The following is a 24,343-nucleotide window of genomic DNA, read 5'->3' on the forward strand; positions in this document are numbered from 1 at the left end:
GACCGACCGGCAACGCGTCCTCCCGCGTCGCCAATCGCCCCGGGGCGTGACGTCTGGTGCAAGGCTGGTTTCCGGGCTGCGGATCAGGACCTTGCAGTCCCGGCGCGACACCTTCCCGAAGCGAGCTTCAGTGGCCTCCCGTCACGCCGCTTTTTCCGTCACCGTTGCGGGGGCAGCGCCGGCTTTTCACCGGCTTCCCAATTCTCCACCGTCGCCGATGGCACCTTACCCGGCCTATAGAGCATGTCGCAAGCGGACCGGATAGATCATTTGCGACATGCCAAGGCGCGGCGGAGACGCGGGGCGCGGGCGCGCTCAAATTGCGGGCGGCCAGACCTGCTGGCCCCGGCTGATCACGCGCAGTATCCGGCAGGCCTGCGGGTCATGGGCGAGGGCGGCAGGGTCGCCCTCGACGAGAATCAGGTCGGCGGGGGCGCCGGGGGCCAGGTTTCGGCCTTCGGTATAGGCAGCCAGCGCCGCGCTCAGCGGTATGCGCTGGTCCAGCACGCCCGCGGACCAGGGCTGGCGCGACAGGGCGCAATGGAGAGCATGGAAGGGCGACAGGGGCGAGACCGGCCAATCGGTGCCGAAGACCAGCTTGACCCCCTGCGCCGCGATCGCCTTCCAGGCGAAGGTATCGCCCCAGCGCTCGGGCGACATGATGGAAATGGTCGGCTCCAGCGGCAGCCCGGCCAGCCCCGGCGGATGCACCGGCTGCATCGAGGCGGTGACACCCAGAGCCGCCAGCCGGGGCAGGTCGTCGGGGTGGATCATGTCGATATGTTCGATCTGGTGACGGATGCGGCTGCGATTGGTCCGGATCGCCGCCTCATAGCCATCCAGCGCCGCGCGCACCGCACCATCGCCCACCGCATGGGTGGCGATGCTGAGGCCAAGCGCATCAGCCTCGATGCAGTTGCGGGCAAATTCCTCGGGCGTGAAAAGCGGGGCAGAGCGGAAGCCGGGGCGGTCGGGGTAATCGTCGGTGCGAAAGGCGGTCCAGGTGTCGAAAACCCCGTCCATGAACATCTTGACCCGGCCGAAGCTGAGCCGTCCGACCGGCGCACGCCCGGCACAGGTCAGCAGCGCGCGACGGCGTTCGTCGCTTTGCCCCGGCACCAAAGTCATCGGCAGGCTGATGTCCAGCGGCAGACCCTCGTCCGCCATCTCGCTCAGCAGATCGGCAAGATAAAGGTTGCCGTCCATGTTGACGACCGAGGTGATGCCGTGGCGCAGGCATTCCGCGATGGCGCGCCTCAGCGTTTCCTTGTCGCGCGCCCGTTGCGCCTGGGTGACCGCCTCCGGTTCCAACCCCGACAGGGCCAGGCTTTCCCGCCCGCCCGAGGGCCCGAGGTTGCGCACCAGGTTCATCGCGGCAAACTCGCGCAGCTCGCCGGTGGCAAGCCCGTCGGGTCCCATCACCACCTCCGACCCCGGCCCGGCATCGGCCCCCGCGAGGATGCCGGCCAGCCGCAGGGCGGCGGTATTGGCCCAGGCGCAGTGAAAATCGGTCGCGGCGATGCAAAGCGGCTGGTCGGGCAGGATCGCATCCAATGCGTGACGGTCGGGGCGCTGGGCGCCGAGCAGGTCGTAGTTGGCGGCATAGGCACAGATCAGCTCGCCCGCCGGGGTGGCACTGGCCCGCGGCAGCAGGGCGGCCCGCAGCGCCTCGGCGTCGTGGATATGGGCGAGGTTGACCTGCTCCAGCGTCACGCCGCCAGGGAAGAGATGCAGGTGGCCGTCGCGGAAGGCGGGCAGGGCAAGGGTGCCCGCGCCCTCGGCAGGGGTGACGGCGGTGATCAGACCGTCCCGAAAGGTCAGATCATGGCTGCCCTCCTGCCCGAAGAAGCGCAGGCCGCGCAGGATATGTGGCTCTGACATGGCCTAATCCTCCAATCTGGTGACTTCGCGACGGAAGGGCATCGCGTCGCCGATGTCGGCCTCATCCAGCTCGCGGGCATAGCGGTGGCCGGCGAACGTGGCCCAGGCGATGGGCGCCGGCGCCGCCGCGTCGCCGATCACCTTGACGGAACGGATGCCGGCATCAGCCCAATCCGACTCGCGGGCCTTCAGTGCCAGATACAGCGCATCTTCGGACAGGCGCGAGGTCACCAGCACCACCGCGTCGCAGTCCACCGTTCCGGGCGCGCCGGTATAGGTGCAATTCGTCGCCACCCCGCCCGCCTGCAGAGACGTCACCCCGGTGTTGAGCACGATCCTGACGCCAAGCCCCGCCAGCCGCCGATGGATCGCGGCCTGCTCCAGCGTGTTGGCCGTCCAGTCCGAGACAAAGGCCGAGGGCGTGATCAGCGTCACCTGACAGCCGGCCTGCGCGCAAAGTTCGGCCAGCACGCCGCCCATGTAATAATGGTCATCGTCAAAGATCACGACCCTTCCCTTGGGCAGGCGGCCCGCCATCAGGTCGTCGGGGGTGAAGACCGGCATGGCTTCATCCATCGGCATCGGCACGACATGCTGGCGCGCCACGCCATCGGCGCGCCAGGTTGACCCGGTGGCGACGCAGACATGCTGGAATCCGAACTCCAGCACCTCTTCGGCGGTGAGGCGCGAGCCGGGGTAAAGCTGCACATTCTGTCTCTGTTTCAGCTGAAACAGCCGGTAATCCGCCACCCGCCCCCAGGCCGACAGGCCCGGCAGCAGACGCTCGCGCGCCACCCTGCCGCCGAAATCCTCGCGCGCCTCGGCCACCGCGACCTCATAGCCGCGCAGCGCCGCCGCCCGCGCCGCCTCCAGCCCGGCGGGACCGGAGCCGATGATCAGAACCGTCTCGCTGGCGCCTTTGGTCGCGATCTTTTCCGGATGCCAGCCGCGGCGCCATTCCTCCATCCAGGTCGGGTTTTGCGTGCAGCGCCCCATGCCTTGCGTCATGTCGCCGGTGATACAGATGTTGCAGCCGATGCATTCGCGGATATCCTCGACCCGGCCCTCGTCGATCTTCTTCGGGATGAAGGGATCGGCGATCGAGGGGCGGGCGCAGCCGATGAAATCCAGCCGCCCCGATTTGATCATCCGCGCCATCACATCGGGCGAGGTGAAGCGGCCGACCCCCACCACCGGGCGAGGGGAAAGGTCGCGGATGCCGGTCACCCAGGCCTCTTGCGCGGCTTCTTCCTTGAAGCGGGAGGGGCCGGAGCAATCCTCCCATGTCCCCATCGCCAGATCCCAAAGATCGGGCAATTCGGCGTTCATAGAGACGAAATCGCGCACCTCGGCATTGGAGAATCCAAGCTGGCCAATCGTCTCGTCCAGCGAAACGCGCAGGGTCAGCGCCATGGTATCCCCCACCGCATCCCGCATGTCGGCAATCACCTCGCGCGCGAAACGCGAGCGGTTTTCCAGGCTGCCGCCGTATTCGTCCGACCTCTGGTTGGTGGCGCGGCTGAGGAAATGCTGAAAGATGCCGAAACCATGCGCGCCGTACAGGCAGATCAGGTCGAACCCGGCCAGCTTGCTGCGCTTGGCGGCGTTCACGAACCAGCGGCGCAGGTTCCTGATGTCGGTCTTGTCCATCGCGCGGGCCTGCACCGGGTCATTGGTGAAGGTGCGGATCGGCAGGGCGGAGGGGGCGAGCGGCACCTCCTTGGTGTACATGTTCGGGCCGTTGATGCCGGAATAGGCCAGCTGGATGCCCGCCAGCGCCCCGTGAGTCTTCATCGCCGCAGCCATCTTGGCGATGGAGGGGATGTCCTTGTCCTCCCACAGGCGCAGTTCGATGAAGGGGGTGATTTCCGAGGTGTGGTGCATTTCGGTCTGTTCGGTGAAGATCACGCCCCAGCCACCCTCGGCCTTGATGCCGCGCATGGCGGCGGCGGCGGAAGGGTCGCGGTAGCCGCCGCCGTTGCAATGCGGCACCTGGTAAAAGCGGTTCGGCGCGGTCAGCGGGCCGATGGCCAAAGGCTGGAACAGGATGTCATAGCGAGGGTCGCGCATGGGGTTTCCTAACGCAGGATCAGATCGGGCAGGAGGCTCTGCAAGGCGGTTTCGGCATGGTCGATGAAGGCGCGGATGGTCAGCGAGGCGCGGCTGCCCGGTGCGCAAAGAAGGCCCATCCGCATCGGCTGCACCTTGCCGGTCAACGGCACGAAGGCGAGTTTCTTGCCATCGGGGGCGAGGTTGGTCAGCGGGCGGAAGTTGAGGATCGAATAGCCGAAGTCATTGGCGACCAGCGATTGCACCACGGCCATGTCGCGGCTCCGCTCCACAATCCGCGGTCTTAGAGACGCTTTTTCGAAGAAGGACAGGAAGTATTCGCCCGACAACGGCAGGTCGAGGAGGACGAAGGGCAGCTCTGCCAGATCGGCGACGGAGAGGGATTTCGCCTGAGCCAGAGGGTGGCTGGCGGGCAGCATGACGAAGGGCGGCAGGGTGGCGAGGGAGACGAACTCCAGATCCGCGGGTAGGGCGAGGTCATAGGTCAGGGCCACGTCAAGGCGCGCGTCGCGCAGGCCTTCGATCAGGGCGGCCTGGTGGGTTTCAGTCTGGTGGAACGCCACGGCAGGATAGCGGTCGATGAAGCTGCGGCGCAGTTGCGGCAGCAGGATCTGGGCAAAGGTCAGCAGGCAGCCGACGTTGAGCCGCCCCATCACCGTGCCGCGGTACTGCGCGGCAAGCTCGGTCAGGCGGGCGGCGGCGGCGAGGGTCGCTGCCGCCTCGCGGATCATCTCGCGCCCGGCCTGGCTGGGCGACATGCCATGGGCATGTTTGCGCACGAAGAGGGGCAGGCCGAACTCCGCCTCCAGCTGGGCGATGGCGGTGGAGATCGACGGGGCCGAGACGCTGAGCCTTTCGGCCGCAAGGGTGATCGACCCCGCCTGACCCACGGCCACGAGGTATTCCAGCTGGCGCAGGGTCAGGCGGAGGGCCACTATGTCTCGCCCGGCACGCCGTAGGAGGGGGCCGCGCGCGGGTCGAGGGCGCGGGTCTGGTAGGCCTCCATCTGCGGTTTGTAGACCGCCCAGGCGCGGGCGATATGGGCGATGGGATCACCCTCCTCCCAATCGCAGCGCAGTTCTGCGAGGGGCCAGGGGTGTTTGCCCACGATCAGAAGGCCGGCGGAGTGGACCGGCCCAGCCTCACCCCCGAGCGCAAGGGCGGCCTGCATCGCGGCCAGAAGCCGGTCACCGATATGGCCCTTGGTGGCGGCAAAAACAGTCACCATTTCGGCGGGAATCGCCTTGTCGGCGAGAAGATTGCCCCCCGCCGCCACGCCCGCACCCTCGGCAGCGCCCCAGATGCCAAGAGCCTTGTCGCCCGACCAGGTGGCGGTGCGACCCTCGGCATCGACGCAGAGAAGTTGGCGGTATTCCGGGAACTTCTCCTGCCGGACAGCTTCGGCCACCGCCTCCGGTGCCGAAAGGCCGGAGGCGAGCAGGTCCAGCATCAGATCCCCCAATGCGGGGTTGGTGATGTTCTGGCTCGCCGCCGCGCCCACCCCGGCGCGCGCATAGGCGCAGCGCGCCGCCACCGCGGGAGAGGAGGAGGAGATGGCCATGCCGAAGAGCCCGGTTTCAGCGCAATGCGCGACGATGGAGAAGGTCATCTCAATCCGGGATCACAGCGGTGGCGTCGATCTCGACCAGCCAATCGGGCCGGGCCAGCGCCACGACGGTCAGGCCGGTGCAGACCGGGTGGACGCCTTTGATATACTCGCCCATCGTCCGATAGACCGGCTCGCGGTGGCGGACATCGGTCAGATAGACGACCAGCTTGACCAGATGCTCCATCTTGCCGCCGGCTTCCTCGATCACCTGCTTGATGTTCTGCATCACCTTGTGGGTCTGTTCGGCCGGATCGTGACTGCCGAGGTTGACCGCGGTGTCCAGATCCTGCGGGCAGGCGCCGCGGAACCAGACGGTGCGGCCGCCGCGGGTGACCACGGCATGGGCGAGGTCATTGTCGAGGTTCTGTTCGGGATAGGTGACTTTGGTGTTGAAGGGGCGGATGCGCTGGTGGGCCATGTTTCTCTCCGAAGGGCTTTAGGCGGTGACGGGCTTGCCCGGGCCTTTATAGGCCAGATAGCCGTGCTGTTTGGCAATATGGTCGGCGACATGCTTGGCATCGTGCCAGACGCCCCAGATGAAGGACGACCCGCGCCGCGACTGGTAGGGCAGGCCGAGGAAGTAGATCCCCGGCTCCGACGACACGCCGCGCTGGTGGCGGGGCTTGCCGTTCGGGTGGAAGGCATCGACCTCGAGCCAGCTGAAATCCTGGGTAAAGCCGGTGGCCCAGATGATCGCGGTGATCCCGGCCTGCTTCAGATCCAGCGCGCGGATCGGATGGGTCAGACACTCCGGATCGGGCCCGATGACGCGGGCCTCGGGCTCCAGCGGCAGGTCAAGGCCGTTGCGAGTGGCGAAGGCATCGGCCTCGTCCAGTACCGAAAGATAGTCGGCATCGCCCTTGGCGACATTGGCGGCAAGGTCGGAGCCGAAGGTCAGGGTGCCGTCCTTATATGTCTCTGCACGGCCCAAAAGGGTCATTCCACCCGCCGCAAGCTTGCGGAAATCGACGGTGCGACCACCATTGGCGCCGCTGACCGCGATGGTCACATGATCCGATCCGGGGACATATTCCAGATCCCACTTGTTCAGCACGCCAAGCCACCAGACGAAATCGCGGCCGCGGTAGCTGCGCGGCGGGCGGCCATGCGGGCCGACCGAGAGATAGACCTTGCGCCCGGCCTCCTGCAGTTCGGCGGCGATCTGCGCGCCGGAGGAGCCCGCGCCGACCACCAGCACCGCGCCCTCGGGCAACTGGCCGGGGTTGCGATAGGCGCTGGAATGCAGCTGCATCAGGCCGGCCTGGGCGGGCACCAGATCGGGCATCACCGGATGCTGAAAGGCGCCGGTGGCGGCCACGACATATTCCGCCTCGACCACGCCTGCCGAGGTTTCGACGCGAAAGCCGGGGCGACCTTGCAGCCTTGTGACCCGGTTCACCGCCACGCCACAGCGGATCGGGGCGGCGATCTTTTCGGCATAGGCCACGAAATAATCGGCGACCTGTTCCTTGCCCGGAAAGGCATCGGGGGCGGTTTCGGCATAGTCCATGCCCGGAAAGCGGTCATGCCAGGCCGGGCCATTGGCGACCAGCGAATCCCAGCGTTCCGAGCGCCAGCGTTCGGCAATGCGGCTCCGTTCCAGCACAAGATGGCCGATGCCGCAGCGCGAGAGATGCTCGCTCATCGCCACACCGGCCTGACCTGCGCCGACCACCAGCGCCTCCACCTTTTCAACAGCCATATCCTGGTCCCGTCCTCGTACCCCGCGTTTCGGACAGAATGTCGCAGCGCTTGCTTAAAGGAAAGAACAGAAAATCTCAGCCTTGATTAGGCGTGGGCTAAGGCCCAATCGGCGATCGCTTGCGGATCGCCGGGGAGTGCTTCGGCCAGATCGCCGGCAAAGCTCAGCAGTTCCGGCAGGTTCAGGGTATTGACGCCGATCAGCACCGGCACGCCCTTTTCCAGCGCGTCCGAGATCAGCGGCACATAGCCGCGACCGGAGGATTCGAGCTTGCCGAACTTGTTGACCACCAGCACCTGCGCGCCCTCGGTCCGCGCCGCCACCTCCATCACCGCCTGTTCCAGCGCGCCGCCGTCCAACCGGCAGCCCCGTGCCGCGCGGCCGAGGTTCTGGTTGATCCGGATCACCGGGCCATCGGGCAGGATCTGCAACTGCATGTCGCAGGCCGGGTCATCGGATTCCAGCGCGAAAGTCCCGGCAAGCCGCAGGCCCGCGGCCTGCATCAGCCGCACGGCGGCGGTCAGGCAGGCATCGGTCTGGCCGCGACCGGCCAAGCTGACATAGCGAAGGGCCACGGGGGAACTCCGGTTTTTGGGGGAGCGGGACTAGCCGCCCTGCATGAAGGGCATGAGGACGACCTCGGAGTCCGGTTTGATCTCTTGAAACCAGGCTTCGCGGTAGATCACCCCGTCGAGTGACATCGAGACCCCGCGCCGGATTTGCGGCGCGAGGCCGGGGTAGGTTTCGGTCAGGCGGTCAAGCAGTTGCTTGAAGGTCGTGGCCTCCACCTCGACAACGGATTGCCCGTCGGTCCAGTGGCGCAGCGACCCCCATAGCTTGACCTTGACCATGCCAGCCCCTTTTACTTTCGCGTGTCAGGCAAAAGCGGTTTCCCCCTTTGCCTGACCCGTTTCAGCCCTTGATCGCCTTCAAAATCCGCGGCGGCGACATCGGCAGTTCCGTCAGGCGCACGCCCGCCGCGCGGGAGACCGCGTTGGCGATGGCGGCCAGGGGTGGGACGATCGGGGTTTCGCCCACACCGCGGACGCCGTAGGGGTGGCCGGGGTTCGGGATTTCCAGGATCACCGTCTCGATCCGGGGCAGGTCCGAGGCGACCGGGATGCGGTAATCGAGGAAGCCCGGGTTCTGCAGACGCCCGTCCTTGCCGTAGATATATTCCTCGTTCAGCGCCCAGCCGATGCCTTGCACGGCGCCGCCCTGCATCTGGCCTTCGACATAGTCGGGGTGCACGGCCTTCCCGGCATCCTGGAAGATCGTATAGCGCAGGATCTTGGTGAAGCCGGTCTCCGGGTCAACCTCGACATCGACGAGGTGGACGCCAAAGGACACGCCCGCGCCATCGACGTTGGTCTCGTAATGGCCGGCGATCGGGCCGCCGGTCTGGGGTGAGGTGGCGGCGATCTCGGCCAGGGTCAGGGGCGGGAACTTGCCGGCGTTCGGGCCTGCGGGCACGGCGGCGCCATCGACCCAATCCACGGCATCTTCGTCGATGCCCCAGAACTTCGCGGCACGTGCCTTCATCTTGGCCACCGCATCGCGGGCGGCCTTGATCGTCGCCAGACCCACGGCAAAGGTCACCCGGCTGCCATCGGTCACGTCGTTATAGCCGAGCGAGTTGGTGTCGGCGACGATGGTGCGGATGTTGTCGTAGGGAATCCCGAGCTCCTCCGCCGCCATCAGGCTGATCGAGGCGCGCGAGCCGCCGATATCGGGGTTGCCCTCGGTCACGCCCACGGTGCCATCGGTGTTCACGTTCAACGACACGCAGGTGTTGCCGCCGAAGTTGAACCAGAAACCGCAGGACAGGCCGCGCCCCTGGTTCGGCCCCAAGGGAGCAGTATAATGCGGGTGGGCCTTGGCGGCCTCCAGCGTGGCGATCAGGCCGATTTCGTTGAAGGTCGGGCCGTAGGAGGACAGCGTCCCCTTCTTGGCCGCGTTCTTCAGGCGCACGGCCAGCGGGTCAAGACCCAGCTTCTGGCACAGCTCGTCCACGACGCTTTCCACCGCGTAAATCGCCTGCGGTGCGCCCGGCGCGCGATAGGCGGCCTCTTTCGGGCGGTTGGTCATCGCGTTCCAGCCGAGGGTATGGACCGCCTCGAGGTCATAAGCGGCAAAGCCGGCCTGGGCGCCCATGTCGACCGTGGTGTTCGGGAAGGCCCCGCCGGAATAGCGCAGGCGACCCTCGCCGGCGGTGATGCGGCCATCCTTGGTCATGCCGATCTTGATGTCGATCGAGGTCGAAACGGTCGGCCCGGTGGCGCGGAACACCTCGTCCCGCGTCATCACGGCCTTGACCGGACGGCCCGCCTTCTTCGACAGGGCCAGCGCCACCGGCTCGATGAAGACGGTGGTCTTGCCGCCAAAGCCGCCGCCGATTTCCGAAGCGGTGACGCGCAGCTGGCTCGCCTCCATCCCCAGCATGGCGGAACAGAGGGTACGGACGAAGAAATGGCCCTGGGTGCAGCACCACAGATCCGCCTTGCCATCGGCGGTGACCGAGGCGAGGCAGGCATGCGGTTCGATATAGCCCTGGTGGGTGGCGGCGGTCTTGAAGCTGCGCTCCACCACCAGATCGGCCTTGGCGAAGCCGGCGTTCACGTCGCCGTGGCCGAATTCGCAGGTATGGGTGACATTCTCGGACATGCCGGCGGGGACGTTTTCCATCGCGCGGCCCGATTGGACGACCGGGGCCGAGGGCAGCATCGCCTCGTCCACGTCGGTGACATGGGGCAGAACCTCATAGGTCACCTTGATCGCCTTCAGCGCGGCCTTGGCGATGGCGGGCGAGGTCGCGGCGACGGCGGCCACGGCATGGCCATCGTAAAGGGCGGTGCCGCGCGCCATGCAGTTTTCCTGCACGTCGCGCAGGAAATCATCCTCGGGCCGGGCAAAATCGTCGCCGGTGACCACGGCGCGCACGCCGGGAATGGCCTCGGCGACGGAGGTGTCGATCGACACGATCCGGGCATGGGCATGGGGCGAGCGCAGGATGGCGGCGGTCAGCATGCCGGGGGCGGTGAAGTCGGCGCCGTATTGGGCGCGGCCCGTCACCTTGTCCACACCGTCCGGGCGGTTCGGACGGGTGCCGACATAGCGGAATTCGCGTTTGGGTTGGTCGAGCGCCATGTTATGCCCCCCTCATTTCGGCAGCAGCCACCTGAACGGCGGCGATGATCTTGTCATATCCGGTGCAACGGCAGAGGTTGCCGGCCAGCCAGAAGCGCACTTCCTCGTCGGTCGGGCTGGCGTTCTTGGCCAGCAGCGCCTTGGCCGCGACCAGGATGCCGGGCGTGCAGACGCCGCATTGCAGGGCCGCGCCGTCGATGAAGGCGCGCTGCAGCGGGTGCAGCTCGTCGCCATTGGCCATGCCTTCGATGGTGGTGATCTCGGCATCCTGCACCTCGACGCCGAGGACGAGGCAGGAACAGACCAGCCGGCCGTTCAGCGTGACCGAGCAGGCGCCGCAGTCACCGGTGCCGCAGCCTTCCTTGGCACCGGTCAGGTGCAGGCGGTTGCGCAGCACGTCCAGCAGGGGTTCGTCGGGCGTGCAGATGAACTCGACCGGGTCGCCGTTGATCGTGGTGGAAACATGGGTGGATTTCATTTGCTCTCTCCGGCGCGGGCATAGGCGATTTTGGCAGCGCGGCGGGCAAGGACGCCGGCCGTGCTGGTGCGGAATTCGATGGTACCGCGCTTGTCGTCGATCGGTTTGCAGGCGGCTTCGCAGGCGCTGGCGAGGGCGGCCAGCGCCGCATCGTCCAGCTTGGTGCCGATGATGGCCTTGGCCCCCGCCTCGACCAGCTGCACGGTCGCGGCCACGGCCCCCAGCGCCACGCGGGCGGCGGTGATCGTGCCCGAAGCGTCCAGCGTCAGGCTGACGGCGGCAGAGGCCACGGCGATATCCATCTCGGTGCGCGGGATGAAGCGCAGATAGGCGTCGCCCGAATGCGCCGGACGGGCCGGCAGCAGGATCGAGGTGACGATCTCGCCCTTCTTCAGCGAGGTCTTGCCGGGGCCGGTCGGAATCTCCAGCACGCTGGCCTCACGGGTCCCGTCGGGGCCTTCGATCCGCAGCTTGGCATCGGCGGCAACCAGGGCGGGCACCGCATCGCCCGCGGGCGAGCCGTTGCAGAGGTTGCCCGCCATGGTGCAACGCCCCTGCACCTGGGTGGAGCCGATCAGGCCCGCCGCCTCGACCACGCCGGGCCACAGCGCGCAAACCTCGGGATGTTCGCGCAGCTCGGAATTGGCCACGGCGGCGCCGACGCGGAAACCGCCCGCTTCGGGCGTGATCTCGCGGATGCCGGGGATTTTCTTGATGTCGACGAGAAGGTCCACCTGCAGGTTGCCTGCCTTCATCTGCACCAGAAGATCGGTGCCGCCCGCCAGAACCCGGGCAGACCCCGGCTCTGCGGCGATCGCCTGCGCGGCCGCCCTTGCAGTCTGTGCTGTCATATATTTCATGATTGACCTGTCCGTCGGCTGAAACTTGGGGGCGCACAGCAGGGCTGTGCACCGGCAGCCACAGGTTAAGCGCCAATTTCGCGCCGTTTCAAGTCATGCTTCGGGGCCCGGCGAAATGGCAGGTCGCTCCCGGAACAGAATTGCCGTAAACCGGCCAGTGAGGCAAAAAATAATTTCTGCTGTCGCGTCTTGCCTTCGAAAACCGTGACCTTTTCCTGACAGGAGCCCGTCCCATGCCGCAAAGCCCCTCGGTCAACCGCCGCCTGATCCTTGCCGCGCGCCCAAAGGGCGAGCCGGATGCGCAGACCCTCCGGATGGAAGAGGCGGCGGTGCCGGTGGCCGGTCCGGGCCAGATGCTGCTGCGCACGATTTACCTGTCGCTCGACCCCTATATGCGCGGCCGGATGAGCGATGCGCCCTCCTATGCCGCGCCGGTCGCGGTTGGCCAGCCGATGGTCGGCGGCACGGTGGCCGAGGTGGTGAGTTCGGACCTGCCCGCGTTCCAGCCCGGCGATCTGGTGCTCAGTTCCAATGGCTGGCAGGATTATGCCCTGTCGGATGGCGCCGAGGTGGTGAACCTCGGGCGTGAGCCGAAGTCGCCTTCCTGGGCCTTGGGGATTCTCGGCATGCCGGGCTTCACCGCCTGGGCCGGGCTGACCCAGATCGGCCAGCCGAAACCGGGCGAGACTTTGTGCGTTGGTGCTGCCACCGGGGCGGTGGGGGCCGTGGTTGGCCAGATCGGCAAGCTGATGGGCCTGCGGGTGATCGGCGTGGCGGGCGGGCCGGAGAAATGCGCCTATGCGGTGCAGGACCTCGGCTTTGACGCCTGCATCGACCACAAGGCGCCCGACATGGCCGCCCATCTGAAGGCGGCCGCACCCAAGGGCATCGACATCTATTTCGAAAGCGTCGGTGGCGCGGTTCTGGACGCGGTCCTGCCCCTGATGAACCCCGGCGGGCGGATTCCCGTCTGCGGCCTGATCTCGCAATACAACGCCAGCGCCTTGCCCGAAGGCCCGGACCGGGTGCCGATGCTGATGAGCATGGTGCTGCGCCGCAGGCTCACCTTGCGCGGCTTCATCATCTTCCTCGACTTCGGCCCGCTTTACCCGACCTTCGCCGCCGCGATGACCGAATGGATCGGCAAGGGCCAGATCCAGTACCGCGAACACCTGGTCGAAGGGCTGGAAAACGCGCCCGAGGCCTTCTTCGGCATGCTCAAGGGCGCCAATTTCGGCAAGCTGGTGGTCAAGGTCGGCTGAAGGCCTATTCGTCCGGCAGGTTTTCCTTCAGGATCAGCTGCAGGCGCGGCGGGATATAGGTATAGGGCTTGCCCTGCAGGGCGGCGGTCAAGAGGTTCAGGGCCTCGCGCGCCTCGACCCGGGGGTTCTGGTCGATCACCGCATCGACCGTGCCATCCAGCAGCAGCCGCTTGGTGCTTTCGGTCGCCTCGTGGCCGATCAGCACCACGCGATGCGCCGCCTCGCGCGCCTTCAACGCCGCCGCAATGCCCGAGGTGCCGCCGCCGACGTTGTAGATCGCGGCGAGGTCGGGGTGCTGGTCCAGCAGCGAAAACGTCTCTGACATGGCCCTTTCGCGGTCATCCATGATCTCGCGCAGTTCCAGGATCTGCACCTCGGGAAATTCCTCGCGCAGGATGTGGCGAAAGCCCATCTCGCGCTCTTCATGCCCGCGGTAGGACAGCGAGCCGGCAAAGAGCGCCACTTTCGACCGCTGCTCCTTCGGCAGAAGCCGCCCCATCAACAGCCCGGCGAGCCGCCCGGCCTGCCGGTTGTCGATGCCGACATAGGCCAGGCGCGGCACGCTTTGAATGTCCGAGGCGAGGGTGATCACCGGAACCCCGGCCTGCGCCAGACTGCGGATCGCCTCGCGCACCAGAGGATGATCCTGCGCGATCAACCCGACGCCCTGCGCCACCCCCTGCAGGGCCAGAAGCCGCGCGGCGAGGGTCAGCGGGTTGAACCCCTCGATCCGCTCCACCGTGACGGCAAGCTCGGGCCGCGTGGCGGCGGCCATGTCGATCTGGCGGTGCAGGGTGTTGATGAAGGCATTGGTCCCCGCCGGCAACAGAAAGACCAGCCGCAGGGCCGCATCCACCACCGGCGCCTCGGCGGGGCCGGCGATATAGCCCATCCGCTGCGCCGTATCGATCACCACCTCACGCGTGCGGCTGCGCACCCCGTCGCGGCCGTTCAGCACCCGGTCCACCGTGGCAGGAGAGACGCCAGCCGCGCGGGCCACGTCCTGAAGGGTCACACGGGGTGGGGGCATATGGGCTTTGGTCATCCTGCCGTACATCGAAGCGCTTTGGCCGGGCTTGGCCTGCTTTGGTAGTGCCATCGAATCGCCATGCTGTAAATGATGTATTTTGAGGTTATCGACATGGAAATGAGGTGTTTGCCGGCGCGGATTCCACCGAGCTGGCCGCAAAACCACGGAAACTTGACCATTCCTGAGGTGATTTAGGCCAAAACTGACATGTCAGGCGCGGATTGTGCGATTTTATGATGTTGACTTGATGTGTTGAATCATCATTAATCATCACCTTGAGGGCATCAACGCATGCGCTCTGCTGTCTTGGGAGGGAAAGCAATGGACCAACAGACCCGCATATCGCGGCGCAGCTTGTTGACGACCGGGGGGAAATTCGCCGTCTATGGGGCCGCACTTGGGCTTGCCCCGCGTTTCATCCGCCCGGCCCGGGCTGGCGCCAGTGACGCGCTTGCCCCCGGCATGATCGGCGGACCGACCGGGTTTGCCGGGGCGGAGCGTTACCAATACGGGCCCGACACGCCGGAAGGCCGGGCGATCGAGGCGGTCAAGACTCTGAAAGGCGCGGGCAAGACCCCGGCCAAGATCGTGATCGGCCTGTCGGACGGCTCGATCGGCCAGCTGACCAAGCCCTTCCCGGAAGGCGCCCCCTCGATCAAGGATCTGTGGGAGAAGGAAACCGGCATCCCGCTGGAGATCGTCGGCCTGCCGAATGGGCAAGAGTTCACCAAGACGATGCAGGACATTTCCACCAAGGGGGGTGCCTATGACATCTACTCGACCGAGTGGAACCGGCTGGGCGATCTGGCGGAATCGGGCGGGATTGCCAAGCTCGACGACTATGTGGCCCAGTACAAGCCGCAATGGGACGACCCCAAGACCGGCTATGTCAACGGCGCGCAGGGCGTGGCCTTGCTGAACCAGTATCGCGGCAACACCTATGGCGTCTCGCTGGATGGCGATTTCCAGACCTGGGTCTACCGGACCGACCTCTTTGGCGATGCCGCCGAGCAAAAGGCCTTCAAGGACAAATACGGTTACGACCTCGCCCCGCCGAAGACCTGGAAGCAGCATTCCGACGTGGCGGCCTTCTTCCAACGGCCGGACAAGGGCCTGTTCGGCTCGACCGACCTGCGCAATCAGGGCTGGGGCTATACCAACTGGTATCAGCGCTATGTCTCGACCGCGGCGCCGAACATGTATCTCTTCGGCGATGACGGCGCGCCGCTGATCAACTCCGATCAAGGTGTGGCTGCGACCCAGGCCTATATCGACAGCCTGGCCCACCATTCCCCCGACGCGATCAGCTGGGGTTGGCCCGAGCAATACGGCAACTTCGCCAATGGCGGCGCTGCGATGACCTGCGCCTTTTCCAACCTGCCGAAGTTTCTGGACAATGCCGGCAACACGGGGTCGAAGGTCACCGGAAAGATCGGGTCCATGCTGCCGCCGGGCAACGAGATCGACGGCAAGATCGTCAGCCGCTCGGTCCTGTGGTTCAGCCTCACCGGCATGGTTTCCGCCCAGTCGCAACACCCGGAAGTCGCCTATCTTCTGCTGCAATGGCTGGGCTCGGCGCGGATCTACAGCTGGATGACGGCCAATCCGGGCGGCTATTTCGACCCCTTCTCCCTCAACGACTTTGCCGATCCGCTGGTGCGCGAGACCTACCATGCCTACCACATGGATGTGGTGCGCGAGACGGTGGCGCGCACGGTGCCGACCATCAACTATCCTGGGGCCACGGCCTTCCACAACGCGCTGGACGAGAACCTCATGGCCTCGCTCACCGGGGCCAAGACGGCGGCGCAGGCGATGGCCGATACCGAGGCCGAGTGGAAGAAGATCACCCGCCGCACCGGACAAGAGAAGATCATCGAGGCGATCAAGGCCAACAAGGCCGCCTGGCCCACGGTCCTTGACCCGATGTGACAGAAGCCGGCCCGTTGTCGTTCCCAGGACGACGGGCCGACCAAGGGCCGGCGCGCGGACCACGCGCCGGCCATCCTTCATTGCCCCGGAATTCCCATGACCCGCTCGCTGGCCTTCACGGCCTTTCGCTATGCCGTTCTTCTGCTGGCCCTTGCCGTGGCGCTGATCCCGATCCTGTGGATGGCCTCGATGGCCTTCAAGCCGATCCCGGAATGGCAGGCCACCGGCGCCGACCTGACCTGGATCCCGCGCGCGCCGACGCTGGACAACTTCCGCTACATCTTCGGTCAAAGCACCAATGACCTGATCGCCACGCTGGACAAGACGGCACTGAAACCGATCCTCGCCTCGTTCCTTTCCGCCGGAATAGGGACTGTTATTGCGATGACGGCGGGGACGGCGGCGGCTTACGGGCTGTCGCGCTTCGGCTCTGGCGCGAACCTGCCGCTGGCCCTGGTGCAGCTGCGGCTGTTCCCGCCGATGGCGGTGATGACGCCGGTGATGATCATGTGGGCCTTCCTGAACTTCACCGACAGCTGGTGGGGACTGGCGCTGGTCTATGGCATCGTGACCTTGCCCTTCGCCTTCTGGCTGATGAAGACCTTCTTCGACGACATGCCGAAAGAGATCGAGGAGGCCGCCCTGGTCGAGGGTTGCTCCCGCGCAAGGGTGTTCTGGCGCATCACCCTGCCGATGATGCGGGCGCCGCTCGCCTCGGCCGCGCTGTTCGTCTTCATCCTGAACTGGTCTGATTACCTGATCGCCCTTCTGCTGACGACGCGGGAATGGGTGACGATCCCGGTCTACATGGCCTCGCTTTCCTCCTCGATGACGGGGCAGCTTTACGGGGCCAAGGCCGCGCTTGGCCTGATCGCCGCGGTGCCGCCGGTGGTGATGGGCGTGCTGATCCAGAAACATCTGGTGCGCGGGCTGACCTTTGGAGCGCTCAAGCAATGAAACCCGTGGCAATGAGAGACGAATCCGCCAAGCTCGGCTTCCGCCTGACCCTGCCGGCGCAGGTGCTGGTCCTGTTCATCTCGGTTTTTCCGCTGCTGATGCAGCTTTACATCTCGCTGACCGACTGGTCGCCGCTGTCGGGCCTGTCCTGGCCGCAGGCCTGGTCGATGTGGAACGGCTTTGCCAATTACACCGACCTCTTGCACGACAGCCGCCTCTGGGCCGCCTTGGGCCGTACCGCCCTGGTCATGGTCGTCTGCGTACCGGTGGAGTTTCTCTTGGGCCTTGGTCTTGCCACCCTCTTCATGGACGATTTCCCCGGCAAGCGAGTCGCCTATTCCATCCTCATCATGCCGATGATGGTGGTGCCTGCGGTGGCGGGTTACATGTTCTTCATGCTCTTCCAGTCGGGCGGGCCGGTGAACGACATCCTCGCGCATTTCGTCGGCCATCCGGTGACACTCGCCTGGCTATCAGACCCTAATCTTGCCCTTTTGGCGGTGATGAGCGCCGATATCTGGCAATGGACGCCGCTGATGTTCCTGATCCTGCTGGCCGGCATGGTCGGTGTCCCCGAGGATCAGATCCGCGCCGCAACCCTTTTGGGCGCGGGTCCGGTGCAGCGGTTCCGCACCATCGTCCTGCCGCGGATGAAGACCATCATCGGCATCGCGCTGGCGATCCGCGTCATCGAGTGTTTCAAGATCTTCGACACCCTCTTCATCATGACCGGCGGCGGCCCCGGCGTCGCGACCGAAACCATCAGCGTCTATATCTACAAGATCGCCACCCAGGATCTGATCTGGGGCTATGTCGCGGCGATTGCGCTGGCGATCCTGATTGTCCTCTCCATCGCCTGTGTCTGGGCCCTGAAACGGATGGCCCGCTGATGAGCGCTATTCACCTGCAACACCTCGTCAAACGCTTCGGCCCCTTCACGGCGCTGAAGACGATGGACCTGACCATTGCCGATGGCGAGTTTGTGGCTCTGCTCGGGCCTTCGGGTTGCGGCAAGTCGACCACGATGAACATGATCGCGGGGATGGAGCAGCCCTCGGAAGGTCGCATCCTCTTTGGCGCGCGTGACATGGCCGGCGTGCCGATGGGGCAGCGTGGCGTGGGCTTCGTCTTCCAGAACTACGCGATCTTCACCCATATGACGGTGCGGCAGAACCTGGCCTATGGCCTGCGCGCCACCCGACGCCCGGTGGAGGAGGTGACGCGCCGTGTCGGCGCCATGGCCGAGCTTCTGCAGCTGACCCCGATGCTCGACCGCCCTGCTGCGGGCCTTTCGGTCAACATCCTGCAACGGGTGGCGATCGGGCGGAGTGCGGTGATGGAGCCCGCGATCTTCCTTCTGGACGAGCCCCTGTCCAACGTCGATGCCGCCTTCCGCGCCGTGATGCGGACCGAGTTGAAGCAGCTGCAACGCAGTTTCCGCCAGACCATGGTCTATGTCACCCATGACCAGCTGGAGGCGATGACCATGGCCGACCGCATCGCCGTGATGGACCACGGCGTGTTGCAACAGGTCGGAACGCCGTTGGAGATCTACAACAACCCCGCCAACCTCTTCGTCGCCCGCTTCATCGGCTCGCCGGGGATGAACCTGCTGCAGGGCCGCGCGGTGGAAACGCCCTCGGGCATGGCGCTTGACCTCGGTCCCCTTGGCATGACGCCGCAGCTTGCCGCACCCCAAGCCGCCGCCCTGCGGCAGGCGAAGGGCGAGGTCGTCTATGGCTTTCGCCCCGAACAGGTCGCCTTGGTGCCCGAAGGTCAGGGCATGGCCCTGCCGATCACCTTCGTCGAACGCATCGGCGCGCGGACGATCCTGCATCTGGGGCAGGGCGCCTCTGCCGCCAAGGTGGTGCTGGAGAATGACGCGGGCTTTGCCACAGGCCAGGCCTTGCACTTCGCCCCGCTCGCCCCCTCGGTCCGCCTCTTCGATGCCGCCTCTGGCGCAGCCCTGAAAGGTCTCTGACATGGCTGAAATCGCCTTCCGCAACGTGACCAAGCGCTACAAGGACACCGTCGCCGTCGATGACGCGAGCTTCACCGTGGCCGATAACGAGTTCTTCTGCTTCTTCGGCCCGCCGCTGTCGGGCAAAAGCACGATCCTGCGGCTGATCCTCGGGCTGGAAAAGCCCGACGCGGGCGAGATCCTGATCGACGGCAAGGTGGTCAACGCCATCTCGCCAGCCGAACGCAACATCGCGATGGTCTTCCAGAACCTGGCTCTGTTCCCGCATATGACGGCGGCCGACAACATCCGCTTTCCGCTGGCGGAACGGCACGAGGACCCGACCCGCATCGAAGCCCGGCTGAAGGATGCGGCGGAGAAGCTGCATATCGGCCACATCCTGCACAAGATGCCCGGCCAGCTGTCGGGCGGTGAACGCCAGCGTGTCGCCATCGCCCGCGCCCTGGTGCGTGACCCTGCGGCCTACCTCATGGATGACCCGATTTCCGCCCTCGACGCCCGCCTGCGTGAGGAGACCCGGGTCGAGCTGAAGCGCATCCAGCGCGAGGCCGGGCGGACGCTGATCTATGTCACCCACGACCAGGAAGAGGCGATGTCGGTGGCCGACCGCATGGCCATTCTGGAACATGGCGCGATCCGGCAGGTGGGCAGCCCGGTGGAGATCTATGACAATCCGGCCACGACCTATGTGGCGCGCTTCCTCGGCTCGCCGGTGATGAACATCTTGCCGGCGCAGCGGATGGGCAATGGGTTCGAGGCGGCCTCCGGCACGATCCGGGTGGCGGCGGCGGATGCGTTGACCGGGGTGGCCGAACTTGGCCTGCGGCCTGAGGATCTGCGCGTCGCCCCCTATGCAGGCGCGGGCCCGCCCGCGACAGTGGCCGAGGTGGAACCCTTGGGCGGTTATACCGTCGTGACGCTGAAGGCCGGCGATCAGCCGTTGCGCGCCATGCTGCGCGGTCAGCCTGACATGCGGGTCGGCGCGCAGGTGGCCCTGTCCTGCGACGCGGCCAAGGTGATCTGGTTTGGGGCGGGCGGCAAAGCCCTCCCCCGCTTGGGAGGAGCGAGAACATGAGCAACGCTTTGGGCTTTCAACCCGATCCGCCAGTGCGGAGTCGCGGTCTGACCATCGGCTGCATCGGTGCCGGGATGATCATGGCCGAATGCCATCTGGCGGCCTATAAGGAGGCCGGTTTCACCGTCGGCGCCATCGCCAGCCGCACGAGGGCCAAGGCCGAGGCCGTGGCCACCCGCTGGGGCATCCCCAAGGTGCATGACACACCCGAGGCGCTGATCGCCGACCCGTCGATCGAGGTCCTCGACATCGCCTATCCGCCCGATCAGCAGCCCGCCCTGATCTATGCCGCGCTGAAACAGCCGCATATCAAGGCGATCCTGGCGCAAAAGCCGCTGGCCCTGACGCTGGCCGATGCGATTGCCCTGCGTGATGCGGCGGAAAAGGCAGGCAAGGTGCTCAGCGTCAACCAGAACATGCGCTATGACCAGTCGATGCGGGTCTTGAAGCAGATCCTCGACAAGGGCGAGCTTGGCGAGGTGGTCTTCGCCCAGATCGACATGCACGCCATCCCGCATTGGCAGGGCTTTCTGGAAGGTTACGACCGGCTGACGCTCGCCAACATGTCGGTCCACCACCTGGACGTGCTGCGGTTCCTGTTCGGCGAACCGGTGGAGATCACGACCCAGACCCGAACGGACCCGCGGACCACCTTCGACCATTCCGACGGGATCACCGTTTCGACTTTGCGCTTTGAAAGCGGGGTGTTGGCGGTCAGCCTTGAAGACGTCTGGTCCGGCCCGCGCGCCGAAGGCTATGACAACGACCAGTCGATCACCTTCCGGGTGGAAGGCACCCAAGGTGTCGCCAAGGGCTCCATCGGCTGGCCGACCGGGGCGGCAAGCACCCTGACCTATGCCAGCCAGAAAACCACCGGCGGCAAGTGGGTGACCCCGACATGGGAGACGATGTGGTTCCCCCAGGCCTTCATCGGCGTGATGGAACAGCTGCAACATGCCGTCACCACCGGAACCGCCCCGGCGCTGTCGGTGGCCGACAACGTGAAAACCGTGGCGCTGATCGAGGCGGGCTATCGCTCCATCGCCGAGGGCCGCACGGTCAAACTGTCTGAAATATCAACGAACTGAGGGAGGAACTCATCATGATGCAATCCGGGATTTTCACCGGCTATTTCCCCTACGGGTTGGAGGAGACCGCCAAGCGCATCCGCAGCCACGGCTTCAACACCGTCCAGCTTGACCTGCATTTCAAGGACATCGACCTGAGCGCGGGCCAGATCACCGGCGCCAAGGCCAAGCAGGTGCGCGACACCTTCCGCGCCCAAAACCTGCCGATCTGCTGCATCTCGGGCTATACCAACATCATCCATCCGGATCTGGACCACCGCAAAGCCAATGTGGACCGCCTGAAGGAATTGCTCCGCAACGCCCGCAGCTTCGGCACGCCCTATGTCATCTCGGAAACCGGCACCTACAATACCGAGAGCGAATGGATGTCGGACCCGAAGAACAAATCCGAGGAAGGCTTCGAGATGTGCCGCAAGGTCATCGCCGAACTGTCTCAGGTGGCTTACGACCACGGCGCACAGTTCCTGCTGGAAACCTATGTCAACAACGTGGTGGGCTCGGTCGAGGAAACCGTCAAGATGTTCGCCCAGGTCGATCATCCGGGCCTTGGCCTCTTGATGGACCCGACCAATTACTTCGAGGACCACAATATCGACAGCATGGACAAAGTGCTGAACCAGGTCTTCGACACCTTGGCCGACAAGGTGAAGATCGCCCATGCCAAGGACGTGGCCCGCGCCAAGGACACTTCGGAAAAGCATGCCGATATCGGCGATGACGACGCCCTGGCCAGCCATACCTTCCGCGGCGTCGGGGCCATTGCGCTGGATGCGCCGGGGATGGGGGTTCTGAACTATGACCTCTATCTGCAGCGCCTGGCCGAGAAATGCCCGAATATCCCGGTGATTATCGAGCATCTGGACGAGGCCGATGTGCCGCGCTCCAAGGCCTTCCTTGACGGCAAATTTGTCGCCAACGGCGTGTGATGCAAAGGGCGGCGATGTCCGCCGCCCCAATTCAAGGTGAGACATGCCCAGACTGTTCGGCGAAGACCTGACCCCGCACGACATCGCCCGCCGCTCCGGCAGCCTCGGGGCCTTTGGCGGTGTGCGGTTGATGGAATTGTCCGACGGTCTGGAGCGTGGCATCCGGATGCTGGAGTTTCGCACCGGCTCCGGTCTGCGCTTTACCGTGCTGGTCGACCGGGCTTTCGACATTTGCGAGGTCGAATACAAGGGCCAGTCGGTCGGCTGGCACGGGCCCTCGGGTATCCGCCACCCCGGGTTGCATGAATACGAAGGCGAGGGCGGCTTTGCCTGGGGGCGCAGCTTTTCGGGCTTTCTGGTGACCTGCGGGCTGGATCATATCCTCGGCCCGGCAGAGGTTCCGGCCGACAATTACAATTACCCCGGTGTGGCGACCATCCGGCACGCGCTGCATGGCCGCATATCGACCATTCCCGCCAAGCTGACCGGTTATGGCGAGCGGTGGGAGGGCGACCGCTGTATCCTCTGGGCCGAGGGGCAGGTCCGCCAGGCCGCGACCTTTGGCGAAAATCTGACCCTGTTCCGGCGGATCGAGGTCGATCTTGGCGGCACCGAGATCCGCCTCAGCGACCGCGTGCAGAACACGGGCTTTCTGCCGACGCCACATATGTTCTTCTACCACATCAACATTGGCGCCCCCTTGCTGGCCGCGGGCGCGCGCTATCTTGCCCCGATCACCGATGTGGTCTGGGCCGCCCATACCGCCCGCTACCAGTCGCAAGGCGTCGGCTATCAACACTTGCCCGCGCCGCAGGACCAGTTCGCCGAACAGGTCTGGCAGCACGAATGTGGCTCTGATGTCGCCCAGGAGGTGCCCGTCGCCCTGATCAACGACCGGCTTGCCCTGGGGGTCGAGGTCACGACCCGCAAGGACCAGCTGCCCTGCCTTTACGAATGGCAGCATTTTCAGGCCGGGGGCTATGCGCTTGGCATCGAACCCTCCACCCATCACGTCCTGGGCGACCTTGCAGCGCGCGAGCGGGGCGAGATGATCTGGCTCGGGCCGCAGGAAAACCGGCTCTACGATAGCAGATTCCGCATTCTGGACGGGGCGGAGGCCATCGCGCAATCCGAGGCGAAGATCACCGCCATCGCCCGCCAGCCGCAAGAGGATTACCCCACGCCCTCGGGCCAGTTCCGGCCTTTGACCGGGCGCGGGCAGAGATAGAGGAAGACCATGCCCTACGACCAAACCCTCGTGGAACCCCGCGATTATTCCCTGACCGGGCCGAATGCCCAACGCGCCATCGACCTCGGTCTGGCCTCGGCGGAGTGGTATCACTCGGAAATTCCCCGCAAGGTGATGAAAGAGCTGATGGCGCGCAGCGATCAGCCGGCGATCCGCGACACGGTGATCTGGCTGGGGCTTCTGCTGCTGACCGGCTGGGGCGGCCTGCATTTCTGGGGCACTTGGGCATGCGTGCCCTTCTTCTTCGTCTATGGCGTGCTTTACGGGTCCTGCTGCGACAGCCGCTGGCACGAGGCGGGGCATGGCACGGCCTTCAAGACCTCCTGGATGAACGATGTGGTCTATCACATCGCCAGCTTCATGGTGATGCGCAACCCGGTCAACTGGCGCTGGAGCCATGCCCGCCACCACACCGACACGATCATCGTCGGCCGCGATGCCGAGATCGGCTTCATGCACCCGACCAATATCTGGATGAAGATCCAGGCCTTCGTCAGCCCGATCGACGCCTGGGCCTCCCTCAAAATCCTTGTCCGCAACGCGATGGGCAACATGAGCGCCGATGAGCGCGACTATATCCCGGCCTCGGAGATCCCGAAGGCGATCTTCTGGGCCCGGGTGCATATGGCGATCTATCTCGCGACCCTGCTCACCGCGCTCTGGATGCGGTCGATCCTGCCCTTCATGCTGATCGGCCTGCCGCGGCTTTATGGCTGCTGGCATATGTATATGACGGGCCTCATCCAGCATGGCGGTCTGGCCGAGGATGTGACTGACCACCGCCTGAACTCGCGCACCTGCTACATGAACCCGATCAGCCGCTGGATCTATTGGAACATGAATTACCATGTCGAACATCACATGTTCCCCATGGTGCCCTATCACGCCCTGCCGCGGCTGCACGCGCTCATCAAGGACGACCTGCCCGAACCCTGCCCCTCGATCTGGGCGGCCTATGTCGAGATGGTGCCTGCCGTGATCCGCCAGCGTCACGAGAAGGGCTATTACCTGCGCAAGGTGCTGCCCGCCACCGCGCGCCCCTACCGCGAAGAGTTTCACCAAGAAGTGCCCGACCGTTCGGGAATGGAGTCTTAAG

The 24,343-nt window shown here is 65.6% G+C and carries 22 protein-coding genes and 1 riboswitch; of the genes, 10 read left to right on the forward strand and 12 right to left on the reverse strand.

The features are described 5' to 3' along the window. Positions 1-45 precede the first annotated feature (45 nt). Positions 46-243, reverse strand: a riboswitch (cobalamin riboswitch). 72 nt (positions 244-315) lie between these two features. From AC1DZT_RS00755 to AC1DZT_RS00805, 11 genes are all read right to left on the reverse strand, one after another. Beyond that, positions 316-1,881, reverse strand: a complete 1,566-nt coding sequence (locus AC1DZT_RS00755; RefSeq protein ID WP_478004675.1) for an amidohydrolase — start codon at positions 1,879-1,881, stop codon at positions 316-318. A 3-nt stretch (positions 1,882-1,884) separates the two neighbouring features. Beyond that, complete coding sequence (locus AC1DZT_RS00760; RefSeq protein ID WP_478004676.1) at positions 1,885-3,951, reverse strand: oxidoreductase; 2,067 nt, start codon at positions 3,949-3,951, stop codon at positions 1,885-1,887. An 8-nt stretch (positions 3,952-3,959) separates the two neighbouring features. Beyond that, complete coding sequence (locus AC1DZT_RS00765; RefSeq protein ID WP_478004677.1) at positions 3,960-4,886, reverse strand: LysR family transcriptional regulator; 927 nt, start codon at positions 4,884-4,886, stop codon at positions 3,960-3,962. Then, positions 4,886-5,560, reverse strand: a complete 675-nt coding sequence (locus AC1DZT_RS00770) for a DUF1028 domain-containing protein (RefSeq protein ID WP_478004678.1) — start codon at positions 5,558-5,560, stop codon at positions 4,886-4,888. Before AC1DZT_RS00770 ends, AC1DZT_RS00765 begins: the two co-directional genes overlap by 1 nt. A 1-nt stretch (position 5,561) precedes the next feature. Next, entirely contained in the window at positions 5,562-5,978 is a 417-nt protein-coding gene (locus tag AC1DZT_RS00775; protein WP_478000538.1) for a RidA family protein, read from the reverse strand. An 18-nt stretch (positions 5,979-5,996) separates the two neighbouring features. Then, positions 5,997-7,262 (reverse strand): flavin-containing monooxygenase, encoded by a 1,266-nt coding sequence (locus AC1DZT_RS00780; protein WP_478004679.1) that lies wholly within the window; start codon positions 7,260-7,262, stop codon positions 5,997-5,999. Between the two features lie 86 nt (positions 7,263-7,348). Beyond that, the gene (locus tag AC1DZT_RS00785; RefSeq protein WP_478004680.1) at positions 7,349-7,837 is read right to left on the reverse strand and encodes a DUF2478 domain-containing protein; all 489 of its coding nucleotides are present in this window, start codon (positions 7,835-7,837) and stop codon (positions 7,349-7,351) included. Between the two features lie 30 nt (positions 7,838-7,867). Continuing rightward, complete coding sequence (locus AC1DZT_RS00790; RefSeq protein WP_478004681.1) at positions 7,868-8,113, reverse strand: MoaD/ThiS family protein; 246 nt, start codon at positions 8,111-8,113, stop codon at positions 7,868-7,870. Between the two features lie 61 nt (positions 8,114-8,174). Continuing rightward, complete coding sequence (locus AC1DZT_RS00795) at positions 8,175-10,409, reverse strand: xanthine dehydrogenase family protein molybdopterin-binding subunit (protein WP_478004682.1); 2,235 nt, start codon at positions 10,407-10,409, stop codon at positions 8,175-8,177. A gap of 1 nt (position 10,410) precedes the next feature. After that, positions 10,411-10,887: a (2Fe-2S)-binding protein gene (locus AC1DZT_RS00800; protein WP_478004683.1), complete on the reverse strand. Its 477-nt coding sequence runs from the start codon at positions 10,885-10,887 to the stop codon at positions 10,411-10,413. Beyond that, positions 10,884-11,747, reverse strand: coding sequence for an FAD binding domain-containing protein (locus tag AC1DZT_RS00805; protein ID WP_478004684.1), 864 nt, complete (start codon positions 11,745-11,747; stop codon positions 10,884-10,886). Before AC1DZT_RS00805 ends, AC1DZT_RS00800 begins: the two co-directional genes overlap by 4 nt. A 233-nt stretch (positions 11,748-11,980) precedes the next feature. Between AC1DZT_RS00805 and AC1DZT_RS00810 the strand changes: the two genes are divergently transcribed. Continuing rightward, a complete protein-coding gene (locus AC1DZT_RS00810; protein WP_478004685.1) occupies positions 11,981-13,009 on the forward strand; it encodes an NADP-dependent oxidoreductase in 1,029 nt (342 codons plus the stop codon). Between the two features lie 4 nt (positions 13,010-13,013). On the opposite strand, the gene AC1DZT_RS00815 is transcribed toward AC1DZT_RS00810, so the two are convergent. Then, positions 13,014-14,108 (reverse strand): LacI family DNA-binding transcriptional regulator, encoded by a 1,095-nt coding sequence (locus AC1DZT_RS00815; protein ID WP_478004686.1) that lies wholly within the window; start codon positions 14,106-14,108, stop codon positions 13,014-13,016. Between the two features lie 252 nt (positions 14,109-14,360). Between AC1DZT_RS00815 and AC1DZT_RS00820 the strand changes: the two genes are divergently transcribed. The 9 genes from AC1DZT_RS00820 (at position 14,361) to AC1DZT_RS00860 (ending at position 24,342) form a co-directional block, all read left to right on the forward strand. Next, positions 14,361-15,971, forward strand: coding sequence for an extracellular solute-binding protein (locus AC1DZT_RS00820; RefSeq protein ID WP_478004687.1), 1,611 nt, complete (start codon positions 14,361-14,363; stop codon positions 15,969-15,971). 96 nt (positions 15,972-16,067) lie between these two features. After that, the gene (locus AC1DZT_RS00825) at positions 16,068-16,928 is read left to right on the forward strand and encodes a carbohydrate ABC transporter permease (protein WP_478004688.1); all 861 of its coding nucleotides are present in this window, start codon (positions 16,068-16,070) and stop codon (positions 16,926-16,928) included. Positions 16,929-16,939: 11 nt separating this feature from the next. After that, a complete protein-coding gene (locus tag AC1DZT_RS00830) occupies positions 16,940-17,818 on the forward strand; it encodes a carbohydrate ABC transporter permease (RefSeq protein ID WP_478004689.1) in 879 nt (292 codons plus the stop codon). Next, positions 17,818-18,909 (forward strand): ABC transporter ATP-binding protein, encoded by a 1,092-nt coding sequence (locus tag AC1DZT_RS00835; protein WP_478004690.1) that lies wholly within the window; start codon positions 17,818-17,820, stop codon positions 18,907-18,909. Before AC1DZT_RS00830 ends, AC1DZT_RS00835 begins: the two co-directional genes overlap by 1 nt. Before the next feature lies 1 nt (position 18,910). Next, positions 18,911-19,984, forward strand: a complete 1,074-nt coding sequence (locus tag AC1DZT_RS00840; protein ID WP_478004691.1) for an ABC transporter ATP-binding protein — start codon at positions 18,911-18,913, stop codon at positions 19,982-19,984. Continuing rightward, positions 19,981-21,072, forward strand: a complete 1,092-nt coding sequence (locus tag AC1DZT_RS00845; protein WP_478004692.1) for a Gfo/Idh/MocA family protein — start codon at positions 19,981-19,983, stop codon at positions 21,070-21,072. The genes AC1DZT_RS00840 and AC1DZT_RS00845 overlap by 4 nt, the downstream gene beginning before the upstream one ends. Before the next feature lie 14 nt (positions 21,073-21,086). Continuing rightward, on the forward strand, positions 21,087-21,998 hold the full coding sequence (locus tag AC1DZT_RS00850; RefSeq protein WP_478004693.1) for a sugar phosphate isomerase/epimerase family protein: 912 nt from the start codon (positions 21,087-21,089) through the stop codon (positions 21,996-21,998). Positions 21,999-22,041: 43 nt separating this feature from the next. Further along, positions 22,042-23,226 (forward strand): aldose 1-epimerase family protein, encoded by a 1,185-nt coding sequence (locus tag AC1DZT_RS00855; protein WP_478004694.1) that lies wholly within the window; start codon positions 22,042-22,044, stop codon positions 23,224-23,226. Positions 23,227-23,235: 9 nt separating this feature from the next. Beyond that, a complete protein-coding gene (locus AC1DZT_RS00860) occupies positions 23,236-24,342 on the forward strand; it encodes a fatty acid desaturase family protein (RefSeq protein WP_478004695.1) in 1,107 nt (368 codons plus the stop codon). Position 24,343: the final 1 nt, after the last annotated feature.

The organism is Rhodobacter sp. P1_C2 (assembly GCF_056406375.1).